The following is a 25,437-nucleotide window of genomic DNA, read 5'->3' as shown; positions in this document are numbered from 1 at the left end:
AGTGGATCGCCACCCAGATCGGCCCCCGCGTCGTCGGCGGCCGCTACGACCACGGCGACGACACCAGCGCCTACGAGGTCCTCGCCATCACCCGCGGCCCGCGCCCCCTCGGCACCTGGCCCGTCTGGGACATCACCGTCCGCTACGACAGCAACGGCCAGGAGACCACCCACTGCACCGGCTGGGACACCCGCCACGACACGGTGGTGGCACAGCCGCCCGCCGGCGGGAAGGACGCGTGGCGCTTCACGGCGGACGTGGTGGCGGTCGCCCCGGACGGCCAGGGCTCGTGTTGAGCACCGTGATCGCGGTCGTCGGCACGCTGCTCGGCGCGATCGTGGCCGGGGTCATCCAGCACCGCACCGCCCACACCACCCGCGCCGAGGCCCGAGACGACCACCGGCGCGACAAGGAGCTGGAGGCCGTCACGGCGTTCGCCGCAGCGGTCGCCGACCACCGCCGCACCATGGTCGTACGGGAAGGCCTCCGGCTCGATGGGGCCACCACGGAGGTTTTCGCCGAGGCGCGGGCCGCCTCGCACGCCACCCGGTCCGTCATCGAGGCGCCCAAGGTGCTGGTCTCGATCCTCGTTCCCTCGCTCACCCCGGCCGCTGAGGAGGCGACGCGGGCCGTGCTCGCGCTGCGCGGCGCCACCGACAAGGCGGTGCTGGACGCACTGCGCGAGAATGCCATCGCCGCGGCGGACAGGTTCGTCGCGGCGGCCTCCCGGCACTTCGCCTGACCCCGCGCCGTAGGTGTTGCACCTGGTGCACCACGGGGGCGCGGACGCATAACGACGCGGGCCCCGGCTCCCCCTCGCAGGGGACCGCCGGGGCCCGCGGCCTCTCTCAGCCGGACCGCTCCGGCGCGAAGTTCTCCATGCAGTCGCCGCACATGATGTTGCGGCGCTCCAGGGTCTTCGGGGACACCCGGATGACCGCTGGCGGCTCGCATTGGCACACGGCCTTGAGGTAGTTGCGGTCTTCCTTCTCCTTCTTGCCGGTGGGCACCTCGCCGTCCCCGCCGTCCTCGCCGGCGTCGGCACCGGCTTCCGCGTCGCTCGTTCCGCCTGTGCTGCCGCTGTCCCCGCGAGTGCGGGTGGGGAAGTTGTCGGGGGTGCGGGTGGCGTGCATTGCCTTGTCCAGGGCGGCGATCTGGTCGGCGTACGTCCTGGCGGCCTCCTCGCCCAGCTCCGTACCGGCGAACCCGTACTTCTTCTTCCACTTCTCGGTGACGTCGCGCTGGATGAGTCCCAGCTCCTCGGCGGTCTTGCGGAAGTGCTTGTTGTGGTACTGGCTGGCCGAGCAGTCGTTGACGCCGCGGGCCTCGTTCGCCGCGTGCGTGGCCTCGTGCAGCAGGTACCCGAAGACCTTCGCCGGGCCGTCGGCGAGCGACTCGGCGGTGACGAAGACTTCGTGGTGGAGCGGGCCGTCGCCTTCGCGCAGGCGCCACCGGCGGGGGGCGAAGTGGGCCAGTTCGACGGAGCTCGCGCGGCCGCCGGTGGCCATGCTGATGACGGCCTCGGGGACGTCCGGGTGGCGGGCGCGGACCGCGTTCCAGGCCTCGACCAGGGCGGAGGTGACTCCGGCGGCGATCTCGGCGACCGTCACCTCGGCGGGCGGGTCGGGCACGAGTTCCAGGGACGGAGCAGGCGCGGGTTCGGGGATGGCTGCGACGGCTTCGGTGGTCATGGCTCCACCTTAGCCAAATCTCACCTCTTAAGAGGTGAGATTTGGGGGCGAGTTCGCGCTTCTCGGGGTGCACACAGAGGGAAGATGCACCCGCGCCCCGCTGACGCCCTCGCAGAACCTGGAAGGTCCCCTCACACCGACTCGCAGGCGAGGAGCAATATCCCGAGACCGCAGTGGCCCGCGTCTGCCAGAGTCAAGATGTGTATCCAGCGTCGGAGTTACCGCACCACGATGAGGAGTAAGGAGGGGATCATGTCGGAACCCGGATCGGTCCTTCGGAACTTGAGCTCGGCCCCGTGGTCGGCCGAGGACGGAACAGCCTACGAAGTCGCCCTGGAAGGCATCAATCACGTCATCGGCGCCTACTCGCGGCTGATCGAGGCAGCGGAAGCCGCCTTCGCCACGGCGCGAGCCGAATCTCTGTCCGTCGCACAGCGCCAGTGGGCCGCTCGTCGCCGGAGCCTCACGCCGGCCGATCGGGCCGAGGTCGACGCGGTCACCGCTGAGTGCGTCCAGCTCCTGACAGAGCTGCGGGGTGCTGAGTGACCGAGGTGGACCGCACCCTGTACGCCCTGTCCGAGGCGGACAACGACCGCATCTTCCGCGAGCGGATCGTACCCAACGAGCTTGTCGGAACGTCCCAGGAGCAGCCTCTGGCCATCATCGTGTCGGGACAGACCGGTGCTGGAAAGACCTCCATCACCGCGCTGGCCACCCAAGCGCTCGCCGGCCGGGGGAACGCCGTCAACATCAACCTGGACACCTACAAGCCGTACCACCCGAAGTTCGATGAGCTGATGCGCGCGGATGACACCACCGCAGGTGCCTACACCAGCATCGACGGGCACAAATGGATGGAAGCAGCGGAGGCCTACGCCATCCGTGAACGCTTCGATATTGTGCTGGAGTCCGCCATGCGGGATCCTCGCGACTTCGAGGAGCCCGCCGCCCGGCTGAGGGCGGCCGGATACCGCGTCGAAGTGCCCGTGGTCGCGGTGCACGAGTCGATGAGCCGCCTGGGGGCGCTGGACCGCTACCTCCAGCAGGTTGAGGCCTTCGGGCAGGGGCGGATGATCGACCGGGCCATTCACGACGCCTGCTACCGCGGCGTGGTTCGGGCAGCCGCAGGAATCGACGAGGGCCGGCTCGCCAACTGGGTCTTCGTCGTACGCAGGGACGCGTCCGTCGTCTACAGCAACCACCTCGACAGCACCGGCCGGTGGGCGCGAGATCCGGGCACACCGCAGGCAGTGATCGGGGAGCGCGACCGTCCCTGGACCGAACAGGAGTCCCGCCGGTTCGCCGCGATCGTCGCGCGCACCCACGGACGGATCAACGAACTCCCGGTGTCGGATCGTGCTGCACCCCTTCGGGAGCTGGGGGCAATCGCCAAACTCGCCCGCCCTCTCGCGCACCCCGCAGCCGACAGCGCCGTGCATCGTGCGCTGGGCCCCCTGTGGCCTGCAGCGCCGACGACGCTACCGGCCGTCCGCGTCTCCGCGGCCCGCAGCCGTTCCACCACCGTCACGCGTGGGCCGGCTGAGCCCGCTCACCCGCACAGCGGGGCTCCGCACACCGGTAGCGCTCCTGGTACCGACCAACAGCGGCGCCGCAGTCGGTAGCCGGCCTCGGGGAATATCGGCACATCGGTTATCGGTGAGAACGATCATGGGCGTCTAGCACATCGCGGCGGCGGGCGGCGAGCGCGAACCCGTTGAGCAGGACGGCGGCGTCGCGGAGGCCGATGGGGATGGTGCGGTCCAGCGCGCCGACCATTTTCCGCAGGACGGCCGGGGTGGCGGCGGTGGCTGCATTCCGGCGGCCGCGCGGGTCTTTGCTCTCCTTCAGCCAGCGCTCGTAGCCGCGCAGGACCAACCGGGCCCCCTTCTGGTGCGGCGGGAGTTCGGCGGCCTGGTGCGCGACGACGACGGATGCCATGGCGCGGTCGATGGACGCCGGCTTGTAGGGCTGGCCGGTCCGTGGCCGCGGGGTGAGGGTCAGCCACGTGACGTACTCGGTGAGTGTGTCGCCGGTGCACGGCAGCGGGTTGCGGCGGTTGGCGAGCGCCCACGCCGTCAACCGGCGCCAGTCGCCCGCATATCCGCGCCGGGTCTCGTCGGGGATGCCGTCGGCGGCGGCCTGGCGGGCGGCGTCGGAGAGGCCGGAGCGGGCGGCGGGCACCGCTTGGCCGCCGGGGGGCGCAACGTCCAGAGCGCCGCCGGCGGGGTGTTCCTCCGTCGGCGGCGTGGTGCTCGGTGTGCTCATCGGCAAGGCGGGGTCATGCCTGTGCGGCCCGGGCATCACGGTGCTCGTCAAGCCACATCAAGTCACCGTCATGGTGGTACGGCTTGCTGTGCCCCGGCTCCTCCTTGCACTGGGCCCAGTGGCCATAGTTGTCCGGGTACAGCGCGGTGCAGGTATCGGGCTCCAGCTCGTCCGGTCCGGGCGGCGGGGTGAGGACGCCGACGGCGGCGAGGGCGACGGTCACGGCGTGGGCGACGCTGTCACCGGTCAGACCGGTGGCCTTGTGCACCCGGTTGCACGCGTCTTGGTACTCCGCCTCGGTGATGATGCGGCGTGCGGTGGTGGTGTCCATCGGGGTCTCCCGGAGTGGTCCCGCCGGCGGCGGGGTGTGGGTGCGGCGGGCGGCGTCGGAGAGGCCGGAGCGGGCGGCGGGCAGCGCCTGGCCGCCGACGGGTTCGACGTCCAGGGTGGCGCCGCCGACGGAGTTTTCCGCCGCCGGCGGCGTGGTGTCCGTCTCGCTCATCGAGGGCTCAGCCCTGCGGGGGGATGGCGTCGGGATCGCCGTCGGTCCAGGTCCATTCCCCGCCCTCGTCCTCGTGGTCGCCGGTGTGTCCGGGGGTCTGGCCGCACTGGAGCCAGGCGCCGTCCTCGTCGGCGCACAGGGCGGTGCAGGTGTCCGGCTCGACGGCGGGCGGCGGGGTGAGCACGCCGACGGCGGCCAGGGCGGCGGCGGCGAAGTCCTCGGCCTGGGCCTCGGAGAAGGTGACGCCGCCGTGCCGGGCGGCCCAGCGCAGACCGGCGGCGGCCTCGGCGTACTCGTCCTCGGTGAGCACGCGGCGCGGGGCGGTGGTGTCGTCCATCGGGGTCTCCCGGAAGGTAGTCCCGCCGGCGGCGGGGTGGGTGCGGCCCAGCTACGCACGACCGTGCCGCAGCACGATCGCCCCGGCGCCCAGGACGACCAGGGCGAACACCATCCCGGCCCACACCCCCCACATCAGCCACCCCTGGACACCGGTCACACCCCACATGACCAGACCGAACGCCGGACCGCCGGCAAACGCGACGGCCGTGCGCCGGGCAAGCCCCTTGACGCCGCTTTCCATGTCTCCTCCTGGTACTTCGGCCTGTCTCCCACACGGGCCACAACCCGCTCAGGATCTCACGAACCCGCCGGCCGCCCAGGGGCGTTTCCTGCCGCGGTGCGGACTTCTCAGAGGTCGTTTTCTCTCGGTGTTTCATCCTGGAATGTGAGCTTGATGCCGTGGTGTCGGGTCGCGCCAGGAGATGGTGTTCTCGCCGGTGAAGCGGCGGGCCATGAGCGCCGTGCCCCGCATGAGCGCCGACGACCTCGTCACCGGCGCCTTGCGCGGCCTCGAACTCGGCGAGACCGTCAGCGCCCCCGGCGTCGAGGACTACCAGGTCCTCCAGGACGTCTTCACCGCCGACCTTGCCGCCTTCGGAGCCCAGGCCCCCACCCTCGCCGACCGCTACACCAAGCGCCGCCCCGCCCTCGCGGGCGGCGCGGTCGCGGCGGCCAGGGCCTCCCCGCAGTGCCAGCCCAGCGCAAGGCCCGCCGCGAGTACGAGAACAGGGTCAGCGCCCTCGCCCCCTCACCATGATCGTTCTCACGGATAACCGCTGTACCGATGTTCCCCGAGGCCGGTCGCCAGCAGCTCCGGGAAACCGTCGGCACTGCCCGGCTGGCCTTCCCGGCGATATGGTCCTGATCAACGGGACCGGCCGTCCCGGGGCAGATGACCGAGGCGCTGCCTCCACTGCGGCGGCAAGGCGCGGTTTCCCGGCAGACCGGACGGGGAGCGGGGGCCGGTCTGCCGGGTAGTGGAGCGGGCACGGGCCGCCGCAGCGGACACGCGGCGGGCCTGCTCTGCGGCGGCGGTAGGCATCAATTGCTGGACGGTGGCATCGAGGGCGGCTCGCGTCAGGTCGGTTCCGGTACGTCGGCACGCGGTCACCAGGACGTCCGCCGCAGCGGCGTCCGCGGTGGCGGCCTGACCGTAGACGGTGTTCAGGTGCTCGATCTGCCGGAGCTGGGCGGGGTAGAAGCGGACTCGGGCACCGGTGGGTCGGTAGTGGGGAGAATCGGTGACCAGGCGGTCGCTCAGCCGCTCGACGATGGCGGGTGCGGCGTCGGCGAGGAGGCGGCCGGCGGCGGGCAGACGGTAGACGGCCGCGAGGAGCAGTCCCTCGCCTCGGGCGTCGGCGACCACGGCGGCGGCGAGCCGCTGTTCAAGCGTGGTGGCGTCGGGCTTCCACTGGGGCCCGTAGAGCATCTGGCCGAGGCGGATGGTGGCCGTCTCGGCGATGACGGCTGCCGGGTGCGGCAGGATCTGGGGGAGCCGGATGTGCTCACCGACCCGGTAGGCGGGCTGCGGCAGACCGGGGTAGGCGCGCGGATCGGCGAGGTCGACGATGTGGTGCCAGGCGGTAGCCGTCTCGTGCCAGGCCCGGGCGGCGTCTCGGAGCCGGTCCGCTGCGTCCCGTGCCAGGGCGGCGAGGGCAGTGTCGGGGTGGTGTGCAGTGGTGTGGAGGATCATCCGTCCGGCCAAGAGCCGGCCCAGGGCCGCAGCGCGGCCGATGTATTGCAGGTCCGAGCCGCTGAGCCGGTGGTCGCTGGCCCCGGTGCGGGCCTCGAAGGCCGCGCGGATCAGGCGGTCGCAGTCGGCGGTGAGCTGGCTGGTCACCGTGGTAGTGGAATCGCTGGGCAGGGCCCGTACCGCCTCGACCGGCAGGGCGACGGGGAGCGCACCGACGGAGGCGTCGGCGAGGCGGGACCGGCTGCGTCCGAGGATGGAGGCGCGGGTGAGGTGGGTGCGTGCGTCGTCGATCGCCGCGGTGACGCCCGGGTGGATCTCGCCGATGGCGAGCGGGAGGAGAACGCGGCTGCTCTGGTGGACCAGGTCGGCCATGCGCACGATGAGGTAGTCCCGCGCAGCCTGCGTGGTGAGGGTGTACGAGTAGGGGGTCAGCGGCAGGCGTTCGGGGGGCGAACCGAAGTGGCTGGCGACGAGGTCGTTGACCAACGCGACGGTGTGCTGCGCCTTGCTTCCGGTGGCTACTGCCACCAGAAACGCACCCGGTGCACATGGCTGACCATCAAAAAACCCCTATGGACTGCGGTGACGAGACGTCCCGCGAAGCTGCGGCCGGCGGCGTGCAAGTACGATCCCGGGCATGGCGAACGCACACGAGATCATTCAGCGGATGAGGGAGATCCAGGCAGCCCGTGAGGCGGCGTTCGAGCCGCTGGCGGAGATCCTGGGCCAGCGTCAGGAACTCCAGCGGCAGTTGGCCCTGCTGGACGAGCCGTACGGCAAGGCCTACGCAAATGCGGAAGCGGCAGGGTGGACCTCGGAGGAGCTGACGGCCATCGGCTGCGAGGAACCAGAGAAGCGTCCGAAGGGTCGTCCGCGTCGGCGCGCCGCGGCCAAGAGGACGGGACCGGAGGCGCCCTCTTCGGGCTCCTCGACCGCCCCGTCGGTGGCTACGCTGCCCGCGCAGGAAGGTGCTGGTGCGGATGAAGCGGCGACCGCCGCAGCCGCCTCCGGCTAACGACGCAGGAGCGCAGAGGAAGGGCCCCGCTTCGCGGGGCCCTTCGCGTTGTGCACGCATCCCTCCCCGGCCTATCCAGTGTCCGGCCGGTCTCCTCCGCGCCAAGGTCGTACGTCCGCTCCTCGCCGCGTCGCTCGTTCCTCCCGACGCGCCGGCGGTGCGGGCGCTCCACCTTGACACTCCATCTCCCGGCCTAGGGAATGCCTTTACGGGCAACAAACCGTGTCCGCCGACGTGACGGTTCCCGTCGGGCGGAGGTCGGAGTGGACGACCGATCCAGAGGATCTCGCTGCCCCCGCCCGATCACACCGGGCACCTCACCCACATCGTGAACCTGCCATCGACATCGGCGTCCGCGTCTTCGCACACTACTCCGGCGAGCCGCATCTCCAGCGGCCCGCCGGGGCTTCGTCGTGGATGCCGATCAGGCTGCGGGGAACAGCTCCAGTTGCTCGATCGACTGGCGCTCGGCGCGCTGACCGGGCAGAACCGGGTGGTTAGTGTCGGCGGGGATGTCGGCCCATTCCGGGTCCGGCGCGTCCAGCCGGTAGACCTCTGCCTGATAGGTGGCCGTCGGCTGGTACCAGTCCTCGCCCTGGACGGCGGAGGAGACGGCTGCGCCCATGAACGGCGACACGGCGTCGGCGATCATCTGCGCGATGTTCCGCACGCCCCGGGCGCCCACGCGGGCGGGAATGTAGGTCCACGGGTAGTCCCGGCGGAAGCCGACCAGGGCGCCGAGTTCGGGGGCAGTGATCGTGTTGGTGCCCTCACCCTGGGGGACGTGAGCGGGGCGGAACTTGATGGCGTACCAGGGGGCGGTGACGCACTGCCCGACGGTGTCGAGCCGGAAGGATCCGCCGCCCAGGGGCTTGCCGTCGGCGTTCAGCCCGCGCTTGCCGCGGGTGTCGGCCCACCAGTCCGCCGGGAGGTCGAGCGCGGCCGCAACGGTCACCTTCGGCAGGGCGGGGCGCCCCTGGTAGGGCTCGATCCGCCGGTCGAGTTCCGGCGCCCAGTCCGGCAGTCGGCCGGTGCGCTTGAGGATGTGCGCCCACATCGCGCGGGCCGCCTTGTCGCCGTCCACGTGGTCCGCGTAGCGGGGTTCCTCGTAGCGGGTGGCGACCATCCAGGCGCGCTCGCGGTGGGTGGCCGCGCCGTAGTCGGCGGCGTCCGCGACCTGCCAGGAGCACCATGCCCAGCCGAGGCCTTCCACGCTGGTGATCTCGGACTGGATGGCCTCGGCGAGGGCCGGGGACTGGCGGAGCAGGTTCGCGCTCTGCTCCATGGTGATGGACACCAGCGGGGCGCCGATCTGGACCAGGCACATCGGCCAGATCAGCATCTCGGCCATGAGCGCCGTACGGTCGTCGGAGACCACCGAGGCCGCCCACTCCCGGAACTCCGCGGGGGTCATGCAGGGGGGCAGGTGCCCGCCGCCGCACAGCTCGCCCCCGTCGGCGTCGGGGTGGTCCTCCATGCCGTCGATGATGTCGCCGAAGTAGTGGTGGGGACCGCCGTAGAGGCTGCACAGGTCGTCGACTTCCAGGAAGCCGAAGGCCTCGCTCGCCTGCCACATGATCGACTGGAGTTCGGCGATCTCGTCGGCGTTCCACCCGGCGCGCTTGCCCGCGCCTGAGAGGGTCTGGCAGGGCGGGGAGCCGTGGAAGCGGCGTACGCCCCGCAGGACGGGGTGGCGGGGGTCGAGCGTGCGGATGTCCGCCTCGATCACCCAGTGCCCGGCCGCCCGGGCGGTGGCTGCGGCGTCGCGGTTGTACTCGATCAGCACCCAGTCGCCGCCGTCGTCCACCAGGCGCCGTCCGGCGGACATGCCGCCCGGGCCGCCGAACGCCTCGATGCCGCGCTCGGGCATCCCCTTCACCCACGGCCGGGCCCAGTGCGGCGGGTAGGGGAAGGCGAACTCGGTGCAGGCCCGGCAGTCGGCGCACTGCGCGCCGAGGCCGCAGACGATGCAGTCGGCGCACGTCCAGCCGTCCCACTCCAGCACCGCCGGCTGGAAGCCGTTCGCGTACGGGCGGCCGAACGAGTCCGCCGCCGCGACGGGGGCGGTGCTGCTCGCAAGGGTGCTCACCGTGACCGTCCTTGGTCTCGTTGAGGGTTCTCGGTGTGGGCCCGGGGCCCGGTGGCCGGGAGGGGATTCCCGCCCCCTTTCGACGTAGACAATACTCTCAAGTTTTAAGGCCCGAGTCAACCCCTTCACGCCACGAAACCGCAGGTCAGCGGCACTTTTGATGGCACTTCAGGCGCGGTTCCCCCCATCCGGCGGCCGCCGTATGACGGGCCGGTCGGAGGCCTCCGCGGCTGGGCAGGCGCAGCCGACCCGACGCAGCGCACGCCGCGTCCACCACGGTCGGCTGGACCGCTCCGGCCGCGCACCGCTCGACTGCACCGCGGACGCCGTCCTCGGCCACCGCGAAGCGGCAATCTGCTAGCGCCGATTCCTCTCGACACCACTGCCACCCTCCACCACGAGGACGCCACCACGACGGTGAGTCAGCCGACGGTGCCCCCTCGTCGTTTACCTCCACCACGGCGGTGAGCACCCGCCGATACCGGTCCGCGGGGGGCGGGGTCCGGAGGAGCCCCCCGCGGGAATGCGCAAGGGCGCCCTGGCGCCCGCAGCCCGAGGGCGCTTGCGCACTCGGGCCCCGATAAGGGGCGCACTGCCGGATCGCGCCGAAGGTGCGATGAGCGTGCCACCGGCCAGCGGCCGCGCGCGGGGACGATGCCCGCGCCCGACCGCCGGGCAGCACGGCGCGCGGTACGACCACACCATGCCGAGGGACTGTGAATGACCATGGCGGGTCCAGCGCCGCCGGGGCGCTGGCGGGGGTCTGGGGGCAGCGCCCCCGGCACTCCACCGACCTGTCGCCCGGACCGCCGGCCGCACTGCTTCCAGGTGTGGACGAACTGGCCGTGCTCGTTCGCAAGGTCGGCCGCGATGTCGCCGGCGGTGCGGTCGGGTGCGCGACCAACGCGTCGGCGGCGACCTGCACGCGGGGGTCGGGTTGGGGCCTGGCGGGGCGCCCGGCGACTCCGGCCCGGTCGGTGTTCTCGACGTTGTCGTGGTAGTCCCACATCTGCTGACGGGTGCGGTACTCGCGCACGCCGCCCTTGGGCAGGCCCTCGGTGCGCACGGGGTCCGGCCGGGCCCTCGGTGACCGAACGCCGAAGCGGCCGACGGGGAAACTCGTCGGCCGCTTCACTTCTTCCTGATCATCGCGGAATGCCATGCCGGGGCGAGCAGGGGCCCTGCTCGCCCCGGTGTTCGTTACGCGGCCCAGACCTTCGTAGCGGTGCCGCCGAAGGAGATGCGCTGACCGCTGACGGTGTACCCGTACCGGCGTCCGGCTTCCGTCACCAGCCGGACGACCTTGATCGGCGAGCCGGACAGTCGCTTGCGGTCACGGGCGAGGCGGACGCGGCCGTCGTCCTGCACGTCGCCGAACGTGAAGAACGGGGTCGTGATGCCCTTGAGGGTCCGCCACTGCGCCGCCTCGGCGAGGCACAGGCCCCAGGTGCGGGCGATGGCGAGTGCAGCCGCCTCCTTCGTGGGGAAGAAGCCGACGTTACCGTCGGGGCCGGACGCCTTCGGGGACCATGCCGCCCAGCCGCCCCGGGCGAGGCGGGCGGGAGTCTCGTCGAAGATGACGCCGAGGCGCTCGGCGCCCTTATACACGCAATGCTGGATCGGGTTGCCCTCGTCGGGGACGGTGCGCAGACCGGTGCTCGCCGGGACGATCCAGTCACGCCGGTGGGTAGCGATGTACTCCGCGATGGCACGGGCGCAGTGCTCGGAGTCCTCCGCCAAGGACGAGCCCTCCGGCGCGGCATCCAGGATGTCGACGTAGTCGCCGAGACCGTCGTAGAGCGTGGCGCTCCACGGCTCGTCGTGCTGGGCCATCAGACGGTGCGCTTCCTCGCCGGAGGAGATGAGGAAATGCGGGGCGAGCCGGGCAGATTCCTCGGGGGTGTGCGGGTTGATCGGCACGACGAGCCAGGTGAATCCGCTCTCACCGCCGTCGTAGGCGGTGAGGCCGCGATTGGACAGCGCGCCGCGCAGGACGTCCGCCTCGGTGAGCGTGGACTCGTACTGACGGACGCAGGTGATGACGGCATCGGCGAGGGCGGCCGTGTCTGCCGCGCACTCCATGTCGTCCCCTTCGGAGTCGTAGATCTCGGAGAACGGCTCGGCGTTCCAGCACGCCTGCCAGCTACGGTGTTCGCCCACTTCGTGGTCCGCCCGCATCTCCGTCCCGTCGATGATGGTGGCGCTGATGGTGATCTGCGAGGAGTCCGCGAGAGTCAGCAGGACGTAGGTCCCCGCGCTCTCGTTCTGCATCTCGGGAGACAGCCCAGCGGCCTTCAGCTTCTCGAAGAGCGGGAGTTGCGCGAGCGCGGGCACGGTGGTGGTCTGCATGGTCATGGTGGTCGTACTCCTGGTTGAGGTTTTCGGTGGTGGCCCCTGGGGACCGGTGTCGGGAGGGGATTCCCGCCCCCTTCCGACGTAGACCATACTCTCAAGTTTTGGGGTGCGAGTCAACCCCTGCCCGTCGAATAAGCGCAATGGCACTTCTTCGGGGCTGTCCGACGCGCCACCCTCACCCGGGAACCCTCGCCGGCGAATGCCGAAGGACGGGCCGGTCGGGGGGTTCCCTCCGCGGCTGGGCAGGCGCAGCCGACCACAGGCCGTGCCGAGGGGCCAGGCTCGCCGAAGGCGACCGCGAAGCGGCGTGGCCTGGCGGCCCGGCGGGCGGTGGTCCCCTCCGGGGGCCCAGTCGCGGAGGGCCCCCCGACCCCACCCACCCAGCACCACCCACGGACCGCCAGACGGCAACGGAGCCCCCTCCCCTCTGTGGAGGGCCCAGGGGCCTGGGGATGGAACCCCCAGCCGCTCGAACCCACACACACCTCGCCCCCCCCCAGCCACAAACACACCTCTTAAGAGGTGCTATTGCGGGAGAGTCGGCTGCCGGTACGACGATGGCCAGCGCGTCCGGTCCGGGTCGCGCTGGCCATCGTTCTGCCAGGGGTCTTGCTACTGCTGTGCCAGCTTGCGGGCCTGGGTGATGACTCGCTTCCACGTGTCCACCGAGTGGCCGTGACGCTCGGCCAGGGTGACGGCTACTTCGCCGGGCTTCTTGCCGGGCATCGCGGACAGCGCCTCGGCGGCCAGCCGGACGCGCTCCTCACGCACCTTCGCCCCGAGGGCACGGGCCTTGGCGTTGGGGCCGGGCCGACGTCCGCCCTTGGTCCCGTACCCGCTGACCGGATCGTCGGCCCATGCCCAGAGCTGGGCTCGGGTGCGGTACTCGCGGTTGCGGGTCTTCAGCTCCTCGACGCGAACCGGGTCGGGCCACCCAGGCGGAGGGTTCCTGGTGTACTGGGTGATGCGGGCGGGGTCGACGCCGAGCACGCGGGCCTGCCCCGCCGGCGGCAGTTCCTCGTCCGGGTCGCCGCTGCGGTCGACGCCGGAGAGGTCACGGGGCCGCTGCCGCTGCTCCGCGAACCACTCGTCCCACAGCTCCACGTCCCAGTGCAGAACGCCGTCGATCTCGCGGGCCTCGGGGTGCCCGTTGGCCCCGCGGTCGCGCCACAGCCGTTTCAGGGTCATCGCGCTGTAGCCGCTGTGCTCGATCAGGTCCTCGCGGGTCGCCCACCGGCGGCCATCGACGGTTCTCAAGGGGGTGCTCCTGGTGGTGTCGGTCGTGGATACCATGGTGACGGGTTCGGTTATGGGTCTGTTGAGGGCCCTCGGTGGCCGAACGCACGGCCCGGCGGGATTCCCACGCTTTTGCGCCCCGCCGGGCCGCTCGACGTCCAGCGCCGGACGGCCCCGGGACTGCCTCAAAACAGGGTGTACTCCGCCTCGTCGGCAGGCTCGCATCCTCGCGTGCGGCGTCCCCCACGGACGGCACGCTCCGTTCGACGGTCGGGGTCCGGCTCCGCCGGCTCCTCGGCGGGCGCTGCGGGCGCGGCGGGGGCCGGGCCGTCCTTGGGGCAGGGGCACCGGCACCACCACACGCACGGCGCGCCGTCCGGCCGGACGACTACCTTCGCCACGACCTGCCCCCGAGCGTTGTGCACCCAGTCGACGTTGTCGTCCACGTGCGGGCCGCCCCTCTGCCGGTGGACGCACAGCTCGCACCGGCCGCCGAGACAGTTCCAGCATGTGCCCCGCTCGCACGCCGTCCACCGCCAGTACCCGAACGGGTACTTGCGCTCGATCTCCGTGAGGAACGCAGGCCACACCTGCTCACGCACCCACGCGCCCTCGTCCTCGCTCATCGGCGACGGGTTGGGCACCGGGTCGACGATGCCCAGGAGCAGGCCGCCCTGGAGGTTCAGGGCAGCGGTGCCCCGTACGGTCTCGCGTTCCTGCGGCGTGAGCGTGCGCTGGGGGCGGCGGATGATCCGGTTCATGCTGCGGTCCTTCGGTCGGTGAGGGTTTCGGTGTGGTGCACGGCCCTCGGCGGGGGAGCGGGATTCCCGCCCCGCTCCCCCGCCGGGCACGGCCGGTCAGCTCCGGGCGCGCTCGATGATGGCCCGCAGGGTGATCGACGTCTTGAACGGGCGGCCCATCTCGGCCTCGGCCTCGGCGTACTCGGCGAACAGCTCGGGGTTGAGCTGGGCGGAGCGCACCAGGTCGTCGGTATGGGCCAGCGGGCAGGCGCGGCAGCTCAGGCGGCGCATGCCCTGGTCGTACGCCTCGTGGTGCGCGACGCCGTGGTCGCGGTGGATCTTCCACACCTGCTCGGTGGTGAGGTGATGAATCGGCAGCCAGGTCGTCACCACGCGCAGCGTGCCCTTGCCGCTCATGCGGTGCCGCTCGACGACCGGCTTCTTCGCACGGGCCGTGGACTCCTCGGCACGCATGCCCATCGCGTACCCGACCCGGGGCGGGCGCCCGAGTCGCAGCTCGGCACCGATCTCGTCGATGTAGTCGCGCCCGACGGTGGTCTTCGTATCACTCGTACAAAAGCGTGCGAAGTGCCCGGGCCAGTTGCCGTGCGCCCGGATCCGGTCCCACAGCGACGGCCACCGCGTGCTGCGGCGGACGGCGAACGGGACGCCGTACTGGGCAGCGTGCGCGCGGGCGACGTCGAGCGCGCCCGGCCACTCAACCAGGTGCCCCTTGGCGGTACGCCCGAGGTCGCAGTGCAGCACCCGGACTTTGTGGAGCTGGCCCGCCTTGTCGGCCTGGGTGCACACCTCGTGCACGGTGACACCGGAGTCCTTGCCACCGCTGTCGCCGACGACCACGAAGTCGTGGGCGTCCCAGTCGAAGTCGGCGGGGGGCTCAGCCGGCGCGGCGGCCGGCGCGGGGAACAGTTCCATCTGCCCGGCCTGGGCCCCGGCGCATCCGGTGCCGCGCGGCGGGGTGAGGGGGTTTTTCGTCACGTCGTCTCCAGTTGAGGGTTTTCGATGTGCTCAGGCCGGGGCCCGGGTAGGGGAGCGGGATTCCCGCCCCGCTCCCCCGCCGGGCGTCCGGCCGGTCCGCGTCGTCCGGTGGGTCCGGCCGGTCGTGTGGTCAGTCCTGCGGCAAGGTCAGGCGGTCGCGGAGCTTCGGGGCGACCAGCCACACGCGGACGCGCTCCGCGCTGTGGGGGTAGTGCTTGCGCACCACGTCCGCGAAGCACGCGTCCGGGTCGGCCAACAGGGTGCTGAGGGTCTTCACGATGAGGTCGTCGATGTCGTCGGGCAGACTCTCGCGCCAGTGCTCGGCGGCCTGGTCGAGCCCCTCGCAGGCAGCGACGAGGATGTCGCTTCGAGTGAAGGTGGTGGAGGAGCTCAGCACGGGCTCGTCCCACCACACCGGGAAGTCGGCCAGCACGAGCGGGATGGCGTCGGCGGCGTGGCGGAAGCGGCCCACGGCCGGGCTCTGCCCGGCGGCCTCGGCAACCGCTTCGACGGCGCGGCGGACGAGGCGCTGGACGGCGTGGGGGGTGTAGCGGGTTTCGGGCTCCGCTCCGCCGCGGTGGTGTGCGGCCTGGGAGTTCGGCATGTCGTCTCCTGTTGAGGTTTCTCGGTGTGGGCCTGGGGCCCGGTAGTCGGGAGGGGATTCCCGCCCCCTTCCGACGTAGACAATACTCTCAAGTTTTTGGGTCTAAGTCAACCCGCCCTCCGAAAAGCCGCAGGTCAGAGGCATTCTTGCGGAGAATTCCGACGTCTCGACCAACCCCCGGGGAAACCCCTCCGGCGGACGTCGCACAACGGGCCGGCGCGGGAGCTCCGGCTGGGCAGACGCAGCCGACCACGGGCCGCGTCGGGGGGCGCGGCTCGCGTTTTGCGGCGCGGGGCCGCGGAGCGGCCTGGTATCGGGGGCCGCGGTGCGGCTGATGCGGGCCGCGGAGTCGGCCCGGGGGTGATGCTGGTTGGCGGGGCGGTCGGGATGCGGCGGGCGGGTGATGGCGGGTTGCCGTCGTCTTTGCAGAGGTGGGGCGTCGGGGGTCTCTCCGCTCGGCCGGCGGGCATCGCCCGAGCGCGCCGGTCGTCGGGGTGTCCGGGCTCGCCGCTTGCGGCGACCGCGCTTGCGCGGCTTGGCCTGGACGCCCCGGCGGGCGGTGCGCTTGCCTCTGGCGCCGGTCGTGCGGAGAGACCCCCGGTGGTCCACCGGTCCCTCCACGGGCCCGCAGACGGCGACGGTGCCCCCTCCCCTCTCTGCGAGCGCCGGCCCCCCGGAGGGCCGCCGGAGGCAGGGCCGCTTGCGGCCCTGGGGCTTGAACCACAGCCGTTCCCCGTCCCGCTGACGCCGGGTCACCGCGCAACCGCGGAAGGCGGCGTGGCCTGGTGGCCCGGCGCGGGCTGTGGTCCCCTCCGGGTGCCCGGTCGCGGAGGGCCCCCCGACCCCACCCACCCAGCACCACCCACGGACCGCCAGACGGCAACGGAGCCCCCTCCCCTCTGTGGAGGGCCCAGGGGCCTGGGGATGGAACCCCCAGCCGCTCGAACCCACACACACCTCGCCCCCCCCCCAGCCACAAACACACCTCTTAAGAGGTGAGTAACTGATGCGGGTCAACGCCGGCTCGTCGTGCGTCCGGCCCAGCTCCCGATGCTTCTACACGGGTAGCGCGTCGATAGCGGCCTGCCAGGGGTACGCGTCGAGGTCTCCGCTCCGGGGCGGGTGCGGGACGAACCCGCCGTCGCCGAGGAGTACCCGCACGCCGGCGTCGCGGAGCCGGGTGACACTCGTGTCGACCGCGGGGTGCTGGTGTTGGGCGGCGTTCCAGTGCGGTAGGGCGACGATCGGCAGGCCGAGGCCGATGGCTTCGGTCATCAGGCCGAGCGCCAGGGTGTCGCTGATGCCGGCCGCCCACTTGTTCAAGGTGTTCGAGGTGAGGGGGGCCACAAGGAGCGCTGCCGGGGGCGGCAGGACGTCGGGTTGGCTGGGGAGTTTGTACTGGTGGCGGACCGGGTGCCCGGTCAGCTCCTCCAGGGCCGCGACCTCGTCGTCGGTGTCTTCGCTCGCCCATCGGTAGGCGGATGGCGTCAGGATGACGCAGACCTCCCACCCGGCGGTCTGAGCGGCGCGGACTGGGATGTCGAGACGGCGGGCCGGCGGGGCCGCGCACGCGATCAGGTAGAGCGTTCGTGTGGTCACCGGGGCAGTCCACAACGGTCCGCCAAGGCGTGCAACCGCCCCTCGGCCCGCCCGGCGCCCAGCAGCCGCAGGTCTTCGACGATTTGGCGGCTGCGCGGTCGACAGAGGACCTCTTCGGGCGCGAGGCGTTCGGCTTCCAGCAGGGTCGCCACCGCCTCCTCGCGCTGTCCGGTCTGGGTCTCGGCGCGGGCGCGGTCGGTCAGCAGGTGGGCTCGGCGCTCGCGCGGCAGAGCGGCCAGCGCCTGCCTGGGGATGCCCGCGGCGGCCGCGAGAGCGTCGGCCCCCTCCGACAGGTAGACGCTCGCCGCGACCCGGTACAGGACGCAGTTGGTCGGGCCGAAAGCGGTCCACAACGCGTTGCCGTCGGCACCGAGGCGAGCGGCGTGGCCGTCGGCCTGGTCAAGGAGGCCCGGTACACGCCGGGCGAGAACGTCCGGCTGCTCGTCGTCGGCCTCCGCCGCGGCGGCCTGCGCCATCGCCGCCTTCAGCCACAACATGCCCAAGACCGACAGCCCGTCCGCGCCGCGCCGCAGCAGGTCCTCTTGAAGCCGGCGGGCGGCGGCGGTGGCGAAGTCGACCGCGGCGGCGGCCTGGCCGTGGTGCGTCATCGCGTCGGCCAGGTGCCGCGCGGCGGAGGCCATGATGACCGGGTCTTCGCTGCGCTCGGCCGCCGCCACCGCCCGGTGCCCGGCGAGCACGGCCAGCTCAGGCTCGCCCCACTTGATGGCGGCGGCCTCAGCCAGCTCCAGGGTCAGCGACAGCACCGCGCACGCCTGTAGCCGCGCCGTCCCCCGGTGGCGGTCGGCGGCGCCGGTCGCGTCCACCAGCAGCGCCGGGAGGACGGTACCCAGTTGCGCGAAGTGGCCGGTCTGGAAGCCGGCGCGCGCGTGCTCCAGGCCGCGCCGAAGCGTCTCCACCGGCATCGGCTCGCCGCGCGTGTCTTCGCTCCAGCCGGTGAGCACGTCGTGGCGGTGCAAGGCGGCCCGCACCGCCGCGACTTCCGGCTCGGTCGGGCACTCGACGACCGCCGGGTCGGCCAGCAGCCGCTCCACGGTGACCCCCAGTCGGAGTGCCAGTTGTCGCACCACCGACAACTGGGGGTCGGCCTGCCGGCGGCCGCCCTCCAGCTCCTCGACCCACCGCAGGGACCGGCCCATCAGCGTCGCGAGCGTCTGCTGGTCCATGCCGCGCCGGGTGCGCCAGTACCGAACCCTCCGGCCGAACTGGAACTTCTCCATCAGGCCGCCCTGGAGACGAAGTTGGTGACCCACACGGAGTGTGTGGGTCACCTCTGGTATACCGCTCTTACCGTCAGGGCATGGCCAAGTCCGAGACCCTTCCCCCCGCCACCACGCGCCTCACCACCCTGCTCGACGGCGACACCGTGCCCCTCGACGCGGTGACCATCCGCGCCACCATCGACAGGGCCCTGGTGGACCGGCGCGCGCTCCCCCGCCCGACGGAGGTGCACGAGCTCACCCTCGCCCTGCGCGGCCACCTCGCCGTGCTGGCCGAGGAGATGGTGCTGCGCCGCGATGCGCACCCCCGGCACTGCGAGAGGTGGTACGAGTGGCAGGCGGTGATCGTCCGCATCGACGGCGACCTCACACCCGCCCCCGGCACCGGACGACGGTCGGCCGTGATGCACCTGCAAGAGCTGGCCCGCACCGCCCGGCATGCCCTGAACCTGCTCAGCGAGTGACCCGGTGTCGGCCGTACTCCGCCCCGCCCAGGCCGTCCGCCCCGCCGACGTCCTCGCCGTCGACGGCCGGCGGCGCTGTGTCCGTACGGTGCGCACCGACCGCTCCACCCCGATGGCGCCCCGGGTCGTCATCGTCTTCGACGACGGCGGGCCCCTCCTGCGGGTTCCGGCCATCACCCGCCTGACCGTCATCCGCACCCCCTGACCCCGTTCGCGGCCCGCCCTCTCGGGCCGCGAACGGCACGAAGCCCCGGGCGCGCTCCTTCGTAACCAGCGCCCGGGGCTTCATCACGGCTCAGGGGTGCCCGATCAGCCAGACGATCTCGACCTCGACGCGGTCGGGGTAAACGCGGTAGCCGACGGATACTCGCGCCGCCTCCAGGACCAGCATCCTCAGCGCGGTCGGCCCACGTCCTTCGTGCACCCGTCCGACGCCGAGCGGCCGCTGCGCGAGCGGGCCGCGCACCGCTTCGTTGACGGCTCGCCGCTGTTCCGGGGCCAGGCTTGCCATGCCGCGCCGGGCGTCAGGGGCGATGACGACCTTGTAGGTCACGAACGCGCCCCCGGGAGCGCTTCGAATGTCTCAGGGTCGTAATCGGCCATGACCTCGTCCCAGGAAACGGCCGCACCCTCCCGCTCTTGCGGATCCGCGGCCGCTGCGCGAAGCACAGGGTGTACGAGGGACAGCCACACCATCCGGTACTCCGCGATCAGGTCACGCAGCTTCGCGAACTCGGCGGCCTCCAGGCGCGCGGTGAACGCCATCAAGTGCTCAGGCCACGGAGCCAACGCCGCTTTGAGTCCCGCGATTGTCTGCGGGCCTTCGTCGGCCTCGATCCGGTACGGCGAGCGGGTCGGGTACGCCTCCGTCGGCTGTGCACTCATCGAGAGCCTCCTCCTGCTGTCTGAGCCCAGTGTGCTGGATTCCGGCACCGGGTGGACCGGTTCGAGGAAACGGCTGGTCAGCCTTGATCCATGTCGTCGACACGGCTGTACCTTCCCCTGAAGGCGCAAGTCACGATGCCGGTGCTGCCCTCGCGGTTCTTGGCGACGATCAGGTCGATCTCACCGGCTCGGATGTTCTCCGGTTCGTAGTAGTCCTCCCGGTGGAGGAGAACGACGGCGTCGGCGGCCTGCTCGATCTCGCCGGACTCGCGCAGGTGGGACAATTGCGGAACGCGGTCCGAGGTGGCCGTGGTAAGCCGAGAGAGCTGGGCGGCAGCGAAGATCGGGAGGTCGAATTCGAGCGCGACTTCCTTGAGGCCGCGGGCGATGCCGTCGACCTCGTTGGTGCGGTTGGCGCCCTTGCCGGGCTCCGGTTTGACGATCTGAAGGTAGTCGACAGCGAGGGCGGCCGGAAGGCGGTCCTCGATGGCCCAGCGGCGCAGGTTGGAGCGGATCTGCGCGACGGTGATGCCGCCGGGCGGGACGATCAACCGAAGCGGGGCCTGCATGAGGATGTTCTTGACCTTGTCGTAACGCTTCCACTGGTCGGCGTTCATGGAGCGGGTCCGTACGGCGTGCTGCGGGATCTCGGCTTCGGCGGCGATGAGCCGGTTCATGATCTGGCGGCGGGCCATCTCCAGGGAGACGAACGCGGCGGGCTTGCCGTGGACGACGGCCAGGTGCCGCATGAAGTCCAAGAGCACGACGGACTTGCCCATGCCGGGGCGGCCGGCGACGACGACGAGGTGGCCGGGGACGGTGCCGAGCATGCTTTGCAGGTCTGAGTACGGCATCGGCAGACCCGGGTTCTCGCCCTCCGCCTGGGCTTCCTCCCACTCCTCCAGCAGCTCCGAGAGCGGGGTGTCCCACCCAGCGGGGTCCTTGCCGGTGTCGAACGACGCTTTCAGGGCGAGCAGCTCGGCGGCCGCCGACTCAACGACGTCCTCCGGATCGGCTTCCTGGGCGTAGCCCATGGCCGTGATGCGCGTGCCAGTCTCCACGGCCTGGCGCAGCTTCCATCGTTCTCGGACGATCTCGGCGTAGTACGCGGCGTTCGCCGCGGTCGGCACCGACTGCACCAAGGTGTGCAGGTAGGGGGCACCACCGATGCGGGCGAGTTCACCACGGCGGGTGAGTTCGGCGGCGACCGTGATCGGGTCGGCGGGCTGGCCCTTGCCGTACATCTCGACGATGACGGAGTAGATCGTCTCGTGGGCTGGCAGGTAGAACTCGTGCCCCTTGAGGATCTCGATGACATCCGCGATGGCGTCCCTCGACAACTCCATCCCGCCGAGGACGGACCGCTCGGCCTCAAGATCCTGCGGGGGCACGCGGTCGAAACCCTCGGCGGACCGGCGGGGGCCGGGCACCACGTCCAGGTCGCCGTCGAACAGGCTGCCGCCGTCGGTCTTCGGGGACGGGGGTGTCATGCTGGTCATGGATCTCTTCTCCATCGGGTTGGGATCACGCGCGGCGGCCGGTTCTTGACGGGAGCGGCCGCCGCGCTGTTTCTGGATCGGTGCAGGTCAGACAGCGGCGGTGTGCTTGGCCGCGCCGGGGTGGCATGCCGCGCACTTCACCAAGCGGCCGCCGATCTTGCGGAACCGCTCGGCGACGAGCTCGGGGCGGACGCCGTCGTTGCACTCGCCGCACCAGTCGGGGACCGTGGCACGGTCGCCCAGCACACGGGCGCCCCTTGGAGCCGGGCACTGCGGATGGGTCTTCGCCCGGCCGAAGTCGAGGTAGCCGTTGCGGACCATGAACGGCACGACGGCACCCAGCAGCCACTCAGCGGTATCACCGCCCTCCAGAGCTTCTGCGGCGTCCTCGGTCACCACGCGCAACTGCCGGCGTCCCGGGCGGGTACCGCGCTGGGCCTTCCACTGCTCCGCGAACGCCTCGGCGACCGCTTCGGCCAGGACTGCGTGGGAGGTGGTCGGCGAAGCCTGGTCTCTCTCTCCCCGCGCAGCGGGCAGCGGAGAAGCACCCTGACCTGCGGCGTCGACAGAGAGAGAAGATCCATTGGAAGACACCACGGGAAGATCGCGTTTCCGCAGGTCACCGCGAGAGTCCTGGTCGGAATCCCGACCACCATGGTCGGAATCCCGACCAGCCTGGTCGGAATTCCGACCACGACCCTTGTCCTGGTCGGAATTCCGACCAGGCTTCAGGGCGGCCCTGCGGCTCGGCTTCACCGCTGGCGCCAGCGCTGGGGCAGGCTCTTCGGTTCCGGGCCCCTCGGCCTCGGCTCCGGCGGCGGCTTTGATGGACTGGAGCTTCGCCTCGGCGTTCCGCCACCCTCGGTAGCCCTTGGGCGGAGCGTCGTTGATGCGGATGCGCAACGGCTTGTCGGCGGCCTTTTTGCTGGAGGACGTCGTCAGCGGCTCCCCCTCGGGGGTGGTCACGAGACCGACGCCAGTCAACGCCCGCAGCATGTCGCGGACACGCGTGAGGCTGGAGGTCTTCCCGTTCGGGCCCGGGATCAGCTCGCAAATCTCGCTGAGCGTGAGCTTTCGGACGTGGTTCGCGAACTTTTCGATCACGAGACCGCGCAGAACCACGTACCCCCGCACGTCGGCGTCGCGGAGGTCGGAGCACAGCCCGATCCAGTCCTTCACTCGCGTCTCGTACCAGCCACCGTCCTCGGGGCCGTAGAGCTCGACGAGTTGCTCGCCTTCGGAGGAATTCTGCTGCTTCGGGATGCTCACCAGCACCCCCCGTTAGTCAAGCCGAACTGAAGAGGGCTGATGTGACTGACGCCACCTCTTGACGGTTCACCCAGGGGTGTAGCGCCGTCGGAGGGCGCCTCCAGGCGAAGAAACGCCTGGTCAAAGGGGCCATTCAAGCCGTGCACCGTGATCGCCTTCCCGCGATCAGCGGAACAGGGCGTCACGCCTACTCCACGAACTGGCGTGAGGCCCGCTAGGCTAGGGCCCGCACGCGGTTCGTCGCGAGCGAAGGGGAACGCTCCTGAGCCGCCACCGCGACTTAGGCCAGCGACTCGATCAAATCTTTGGCGAGAGAGACGAGGAGCTGGCTAGTGGGCCCGGGCCTTTTGGTCCGGGCCTGCTGCTTTTTGTCACTCCGTTTGCGAAGAGTGACGGTCCGTATCGTAACCCTGAGGGTGGGATCCGCAGTCCCAACCGCAGTCAGCGGGGCGCGCCTGACTCCCGAGTGCTGCCAGTACCGTTTCCGGCCGGCCGTCGTACACGAGGTGTGGCTCATCAGCGGGCGGGTGGAAGCGGGTGGCGAAGCGGAGCAGGTCCTCTTCAGAGAACTCGATCGCGTTGGCGTCGGCGAGAGAGCGCTCGTTGCGCGCCTGGACGCGAGCCCAGCGCACATCATGTGCAACCGGAAGGTAGACCAATAGCGGTTTGGCTCCAGCTTCGACGACCAACCTTCGCCACTGGGACCTCTCTTCCGGAGTCCAGAAGCCGTGGTCGAAGACGACGTCGTGGCCGGCGCTGAGGAGCGCTTGAAGCCGCGCGGCGAGATCTCGGAGAACCGGCGCTTCGCGGACGCGGAACTGCCCGCGCGGAAAGTCGTGGCCATACCGCCCGTAGCGCTCGAACATGAGCTCGTCTGGGCAGAGGCGGGTCAGCCCATGATCAACGAGAGCCAGCGCTAGGTGGGTCTTACCTGACCCAGGCATTCCACTCATCAGGACGCATCGCGGAGTCCGCTTGGGATGCAAGGCCGGCTGTTCCACAGGGGCCTTCACTGCGCGATGTCCGAGGCGTCGTAGCGGGTACGCCCCGGCGCGCCCAAGTCGAGTCCATATTCCACCGGCTGGCCGCTCGCGTCGAGGAAGCGTGATGCCAGGACCAAAATCGCAGCAACGGTGCCGGGTTCCAGTTCCAGAAGGGCGATGTCTTCGTCTGTGGCCACTCGGGCGGTGGTGACGTCTTCGCGCCGTACGGCCCGCCGGCCGGTTGATCGGGCGATGAGATCGAGTGACGTGCCCCCCTTCAGCCGTGAGCTGCTCAGTAGCTCGGGCACAGCCTGCCCGAAATGCTCGGGGATCCACGAGGTGGAGTGAGCGACGACGCCGTGCCCGTCGCGGTAGATGCGAGTTCGTTGGATCACTCGATCACCTGGCTGGATGCCAAGCGCCTCCGCTACATAGTCGGGAGCTGCGACGTATGCCGCGCTGTGAGAGTCCGACCTCTCCCCTGCTCCCCAGGACGAGCCGGTACGCGTCCCGCGGTCGTGGCGCTGCGACCCGGAGGACAAGGCAACGGGGCTGCCCACAACTTCGGTTCCGACGCCGTGGATGCCACGAACCAACCCCTCGCCCCGCAACTTGCCGAGCGCCTTTTCGACCGTGGCGGTACTGACGTTCCACTCCTCCGCCAGGGCCTTGATGCTCGGCAGCAGCGCGCCCGGCTGAAGCTTCCCGGAGCCGATCAGATCGCGGTAATGGGCCGCAATCCTCGCGTTCGGGGGCCTGTTGTCGGCCGCTTTGGTCACCTCTCACTCCCTTCTCTGTCCGTCGCTGACCCTACTGTACTGCTTGACACCCTAAGGAACCATAGGGAACCCTAGGGTTCATCGAGGACGAGCATGCTCGTCCGACGGTGAAGTCGTCTGATCAACCGGCTGACCAGCCGAAATGCGCGACCGGAAGATGCCCTCATCGCGGGGATAGGCCGGCCAGTGCCTGCGGTCTTGAAAACTCAACAGTGTGCTTGTACGGGATCCCGCCGAGAGCCCTTCGAAAGGAGGTGCGGGGCGAGGCGGAGGCAGATCCACGGGCGAGCTTCGGTAGGGCTCTGCGGAGCCGGGGTTCGAATCCCTACTCGCTCACCGCGCCGTTCAGACGGCGCGACCCCCGGCACGGCGCTGGTGACGCCATGTGTGCCGGGGGTCTGTACGGACCAACACGATCTCACTGGGAGTTGATCCGCATGACCATCATCGCAGCAACGACCACCGCGCCGGTACGGCCGGGGGCGGCCGCCAGCGCGTTGTTCGACGCCGTCCTGCAGGCGCGGACGGTCCGCAGCGAGGTGCAGGACCTGGCCCGGCTCGGGCTGGCCGTCTCGGTGACGGTGTCCCCGGGCGCGATCATCACGGACGTCAGCGTCACGCCGGAGACCATGCACCTGCTGCCGGCCCTGATGCGTGAGCTGGAGGAAGCCCGCGTGTCCTACGGCCCGTCCGTCGTCCGCGTGGTCGGCACGATGTGCGAGGGCTCGGTCATCACTCGCCTGATCGTCCGCCGGGCGGACCTGAGCGTCGAGATGCTGGAGGCGCTGTGCTCCGGCCTCGACAACGCCGCCGACGACCGCGGTTTCGGGGCGGTGGCCTGATGACCGCTCAGGAACAGGCGGCGAAGGAAGCGGCCGAGGCCGCCGAGCGCGCGGAGGCCGCCCGCCGGCAGGCGGAGGCCGAGCTGCAGCGCCACGGCCGGGCAGTGACGGGGGTGGGACGGTGATCTGGTTCGTCTCCAAGCGCCGGCTGGCCGCGCAACTGGGCCGTGCCCGTGCGGTGCAGGGGCGGCTGGCCCGGATGAAGAAGCAGCGCGACCACCAGACGGCCGAGCTCGCCCTCGTGGGCCCGCTCGTCCGGCGTTCCTGCCCAGGACGGGGTCTCTCCCGCGTCAGGACGAGCTCGCCGCCTACTACCGCAGGCGGGCGGTTGTGATGATCGAGAGCTTCGTC

Annotated in this window: 30 protein-coding genes and 2 pseudogenes; 11 read left to right on the top strand and 21 right to left on the bottom strand. The window is 71.1% G+C overall.

The genetic code is table 11. The annotated features are described in order from the left end of the window. Together ACZ6X9_RS32500 and ACZ6X9_RS32495 are read left to right on the top strand one after the other, a co-directional pair. Nucleotides 1-296: pseudogene (locus tag ACZ6X9_RS32500) on the top strand (hypothetical protein); the annotation flags it as partial. Beyond that, on the top strand, nucleotides 290-742 hold the full coding sequence (locus ACZ6X9_RS32495; protein ID WP_469781627.1) for a protein kilB: 453 nt from the start codon (nucleotides 290-292) through the stop codon (nucleotides 740-742). The pseudogene ACZ6X9_RS32500 and the gene ACZ6X9_RS32495, both read left to right, overlap by 7 nt. A gap of 106 nt (nucleotides 743-848) precedes the next feature. Here ACZ6X9_RS32495 and ACZ6X9_RS32490 read toward each other — a convergent pair whose 3' ends face one another. Then, complete coding sequence (locus ACZ6X9_RS32490; RefSeq protein ID WP_469781626.1) at nucleotides 849-1,691, bottom strand: hypothetical protein; 843 nt, start codon at nucleotides 1,689-1,691, stop codon at nucleotides 849-851. 252 nt (nucleotides 1,692-1,943) lie between these two features. Between ACZ6X9_RS32490 and ACZ6X9_RS32485 the strand changes: the two genes are divergently transcribed. Together ACZ6X9_RS32485 and ACZ6X9_RS32480 are read left to right on the top strand one after the other, a co-directional pair. Further along, complete coding sequence (locus tag ACZ6X9_RS32485; protein ID WP_469781625.1) at nucleotides 1,944-2,237, top strand: hypothetical protein; 294 nt, start codon at nucleotides 1,944-1,946, stop codon at nucleotides 2,235-2,237. Further along, a complete protein-coding gene (locus ACZ6X9_RS32480; protein ID WP_469781624.1) occupies nucleotides 2,234-3,313 on the top strand; it encodes a zeta toxin family protein in 1,080 nt (359 codons plus the stop codon). Before ACZ6X9_RS32485 ends, ACZ6X9_RS32480 begins: the two co-directional genes overlap by 4 nt. Nucleotides 3,314-3,341: 28 nt before the next feature. Here ACZ6X9_RS32480 and ACZ6X9_RS32475 read toward each other — a convergent pair whose 3' ends face one another. The 5 genes and pseudogenes from ACZ6X9_RS32475 to ACZ6X9_RS32455 all read right to left on the bottom strand — a co-directional run. Next, on the bottom strand, nucleotides 3,342-3,956 hold the full coding sequence (locus ACZ6X9_RS32475; protein ID WP_469781623.1) for a hypothetical protein: 615 nt from the start codon (nucleotides 3,954-3,956) through the stop codon (nucleotides 3,342-3,344). 13 nt (nucleotides 3,957-3,969) lie between these two features. Further along, entirely contained in the window at nucleotides 3,970-4,458 is a 489-nt protein-coding gene (locus ACZ6X9_RS32470; protein WP_469781622.1) for a hypothetical protein, read from the bottom strand. Nucleotides 4,459-4,465: 7 nt separating this feature from the next. Then, the gene (locus tag ACZ6X9_RS32465) at nucleotides 4,466-4,795 is read right to left on the bottom strand and encodes a hypothetical protein (RefSeq protein WP_469781621.1); all 330 of its coding nucleotides are present in this window, start codon (nucleotides 4,793-4,795) and stop codon (nucleotides 4,466-4,468) included. A gap of 51 nt (nucleotides 4,796-4,846) precedes the next feature. Further along, nucleotides 4,847-5,038 carry a hypothetical protein gene (locus tag ACZ6X9_RS32460; protein ID WP_469781620.1) on the bottom strand — a complete coding sequence of 64 codons (192 nt, stop codon included), beginning with the start codon at nucleotides 5,036-5,038 and terminating at the stop codon, nucleotides 4,847-4,849. 132 nt (nucleotides 5,039-5,170) lie between these two features. Then, nucleotides 5,171-5,287 (bottom strand): annotated as a pseudogene (locus tag ACZ6X9_RS32455) (IS5 family transposase); the annotation flags it as partial. On the opposite strand from ACZ6X9_RS32455, the gene ACZ6X9_RS32450 reads away from it, so the two are divergent. Further along, a complete protein-coding gene (locus ACZ6X9_RS32450) occupies nucleotides 5,250-5,570 on the top strand; it encodes a hypothetical protein (protein ID WP_469781630.1) in 321 nt (106 codons plus the stop codon). The pseudogene ACZ6X9_RS32455 and the gene ACZ6X9_RS32450 sit on opposite strands and share 38 nt — an antisense overlap. Before the next feature lie 92 nt (nucleotides 5,571-5,662). Here ACZ6X9_RS32450 and ACZ6X9_RS32445 read toward each other — a convergent pair whose 3' ends face one another. After that, entirely contained in the window at nucleotides 5,663-7,018 is a 1,356-nt protein-coding gene (locus tag ACZ6X9_RS32445; RefSeq protein WP_469781619.1) for a hypothetical protein, read from the bottom strand. A gap of 109 nt (nucleotides 7,019-7,127) precedes the next feature. Between ACZ6X9_RS32445 and ACZ6X9_RS32440 the strand changes: the two genes are divergently transcribed. Further along, nucleotides 7,128-7,505, top strand: a complete 378-nt coding sequence (locus tag ACZ6X9_RS32440) for a hypothetical protein (protein ID WP_469781618.1) — start codon at nucleotides 7,128-7,130, stop codon at nucleotides 7,503-7,505. Between the two features lie 424 nt (nucleotides 7,506-7,929). Here the strand turns inward: ACZ6X9_RS32440 and ACZ6X9_RS32435 are convergent, their stop codons facing one another. From ACZ6X9_RS32435 to ACZ6X9_RS32400, 8 genes are all read right to left on the bottom strand, one after another. Continuing rightward, on the bottom strand, nucleotides 7,930-9,594 hold the full coding sequence (locus ACZ6X9_RS32435; RefSeq protein ID WP_469781617.1) for a DNA cytosine methyltransferase: 1,665 nt from the start codon (nucleotides 9,592-9,594) through the stop codon (nucleotides 7,930-7,932). Nucleotides 9,595-10,794: 1,200 nt separating this feature from the next. Beyond that, nucleotides 10,795-11,949 carry a hypothetical protein gene (locus ACZ6X9_RS32430; RefSeq protein WP_469781616.1) on the bottom strand — a complete coding sequence of 385 codons (1,155 nt, stop codon included), beginning with the start codon at nucleotides 11,947-11,949 and terminating at the stop codon, nucleotides 10,795-10,797. Between the two features lie 612 nt (nucleotides 11,950-12,561). Beyond that, complete coding sequence (locus ACZ6X9_RS32425) at nucleotides 12,562-13,206, bottom strand: hypothetical protein (RefSeq protein WP_469781615.1); 645 nt, start codon at nucleotides 13,204-13,206, stop codon at nucleotides 12,562-12,564. A gap of 164 nt (nucleotides 13,207-13,370) precedes the next feature. Continuing rightward, nucleotides 13,371-13,946 (bottom strand): DUF6248 family natural product biosynthesis protein, encoded by a 576-nt coding sequence (locus tag ACZ6X9_RS32420; RefSeq protein WP_469781614.1) that lies wholly within the window; start codon nucleotides 13,944-13,946, stop codon nucleotides 13,371-13,373. 96 nt (nucleotides 13,947-14,042) lie between these two features. Then, nucleotides 14,043-14,924, bottom strand: coding sequence for a phosphoadenosine phosphosulfate reductase domain-containing protein (locus ACZ6X9_RS32415; protein WP_469781613.1), 882 nt, complete (start codon nucleotides 14,922-14,924; stop codon nucleotides 14,043-14,045). A 130-nt stretch (nucleotides 14,925-15,054) separates the two neighbouring features. After that, nucleotides 15,055-15,528, bottom strand: a complete 474-nt coding sequence (locus ACZ6X9_RS32410) for a hypothetical protein (RefSeq protein ID WP_469781612.1) — start codon at nucleotides 15,526-15,528, stop codon at nucleotides 15,055-15,057. A 1,056-nt stretch (nucleotides 15,529-16,584) separates the two neighbouring features. Further along, complete coding sequence (locus ACZ6X9_RS32405; protein WP_469781611.1) at nucleotides 16,585-17,127, bottom strand: flavoprotein; 543 nt, start codon at nucleotides 17,125-17,127, stop codon at nucleotides 16,585-16,587. Next, nucleotides 17,124-18,398: a helix-turn-helix domain-containing protein gene (locus ACZ6X9_RS32400; protein WP_469781610.1), complete on the bottom strand. Its 1,275-nt coding sequence runs from the start codon at nucleotides 18,396-18,398 to the stop codon at nucleotides 17,124-17,126. Before ACZ6X9_RS32400 ends, ACZ6X9_RS32405 begins: the two co-directional genes overlap by 4 nt. Nucleotides 18,399-18,445: 47 nt before the next feature. Here ACZ6X9_RS32400 and ACZ6X9_RS32395 point away from each other — a divergent pair, with 47 nt between their 5' ends. Further along, nucleotides 18,446-18,829, top strand: a complete 384-nt coding sequence (locus ACZ6X9_RS32395) for a DUF6415 family natural product biosynthesis protein (protein WP_469781609.1) — start codon at nucleotides 18,446-18,448, stop codon at nucleotides 18,827-18,829. A gap of 4 nt (nucleotides 18,830-18,833) precedes the next feature. Then, on the top strand, nucleotides 18,834-19,034 hold the full coding sequence (locus ACZ6X9_RS32390) for a hypothetical protein (RefSeq protein ID WP_469781608.1): 201 nt from the start codon (nucleotides 18,834-18,836) through the stop codon (nucleotides 19,032-19,034). 90 nt (nucleotides 19,035-19,124) lie between these two features. Here the strand turns inward: ACZ6X9_RS32390 and ACZ6X9_RS32385 are convergent, their stop codons facing one another. The 6 genes from ACZ6X9_RS32385 to ACZ6X9_RS32360 all read right to left on the bottom strand — a co-directional run bounded on the left by ACZ6X9_RS32385 (nucleotide 19,125) and on the right by ACZ6X9_RS32360 (nucleotide 24,244). After that, nucleotides 19,125-19,382: a hypothetical protein gene (locus ACZ6X9_RS32385; protein WP_469781607.1), complete on the bottom strand. Its 258-nt coding sequence runs from the start codon at nucleotides 19,380-19,382 to the stop codon at nucleotides 19,125-19,127. Beyond that, nucleotides 19,379-19,714 carry a hypothetical protein gene (locus tag ACZ6X9_RS32380; protein ID WP_469781606.1) on the bottom strand — a complete coding sequence of 112 codons (336 nt, stop codon included), beginning with the start codon at nucleotides 19,712-19,714 and terminating at the stop codon, nucleotides 19,379-19,381. Before ACZ6X9_RS32380 ends, ACZ6X9_RS32385 begins: the two co-directional genes overlap by 4 nt. A 77-nt stretch (nucleotides 19,715-19,791) precedes the next feature. After that, nucleotides 19,792-21,213 carry a replicative DNA helicase gene (locus tag ACZ6X9_RS32375; protein WP_469781605.1) on the bottom strand — a complete coding sequence of 474 codons (1,422 nt, stop codon included), beginning with the start codon at nucleotides 21,211-21,213 and terminating at the stop codon, nucleotides 19,792-19,794. An 87-nt stretch (nucleotides 21,214-21,300) separates the two neighbouring features. Next, the gene (locus ACZ6X9_RS32370; protein ID WP_469781604.1) at nucleotides 21,301-22,482 is read right to left on the bottom strand and encodes a hypothetical protein; all 1,182 of its coding nucleotides are present in this window, start codon (nucleotides 22,480-22,482) and stop codon (nucleotides 21,301-21,303) included. A gap of 371 nt (nucleotides 22,483-22,853) precedes the next feature. Then, nucleotides 22,854-23,426 carry a P-loop nucleotide/nucleoside kinase family protein gene (locus ACZ6X9_RS32365; RefSeq protein WP_469781629.1) on the bottom strand — a complete coding sequence of 191 codons (573 nt, stop codon included), beginning with the start codon at nucleotides 23,424-23,426 and terminating at the stop codon, nucleotides 22,854-22,856. 65 nt (nucleotides 23,427-23,491) lie between these two features. After that, nucleotides 23,492-24,244, bottom strand: a complete 753-nt coding sequence (locus ACZ6X9_RS32360; RefSeq protein WP_469781603.1) for a GntR family transcriptional regulator — start codon at nucleotides 24,242-24,244, stop codon at nucleotides 23,492-23,494. Between the two features lie 437 nt (nucleotides 24,245-24,681). On the opposite strand from ACZ6X9_RS32360, the gene ACZ6X9_RS32355 reads away from it, so the two are divergent. Genes ACZ6X9_RS32355 through ACZ6X9_RS32345 form a run of 3 tightly spaced genes read left to right on the top strand, consistent with a single transcriptional unit; the run spans nucleotide 24,682 to nucleotide 25,420 of the window. Further along, nucleotides 24,682-25,086, top strand: a complete 405-nt coding sequence (locus ACZ6X9_RS32355) for a hypothetical protein (RefSeq protein WP_469781602.1) — start codon at nucleotides 24,682-24,684, stop codon at nucleotides 25,084-25,086. Further along, on the top strand, nucleotides 25,086-25,211 hold the full coding sequence (locus tag ACZ6X9_RS32350) for a hypothetical protein (RefSeq protein ID WP_469781601.1): 126 nt from the start codon (nucleotides 25,086-25,088) through the stop codon (nucleotides 25,209-25,211). Before ACZ6X9_RS32355 ends, ACZ6X9_RS32350 begins: the two co-directional genes overlap by 1 nt. Continuing rightward, nucleotides 25,208-25,420, top strand: coding sequence for a hypothetical protein (locus tag ACZ6X9_RS32345; protein WP_469781600.1), 213 nt, complete (start codon nucleotides 25,208-25,210; stop codon nucleotides 25,418-25,420). The genes ACZ6X9_RS32350 and ACZ6X9_RS32345 overlap by 4 nt, the downstream gene beginning before the upstream one ends. The last annotated feature ends 17 nt before the right edge of the window (nucleotides 25,421-25,437 follow it).

It is taken from the genome of Streptomyces sp. NPDC052910 (assembly GCF_055585605.1).
Note: the sequence above shows the minus strand (reverse complement) of the source record. Positions and strands in the feature narration are given on the sequence as shown.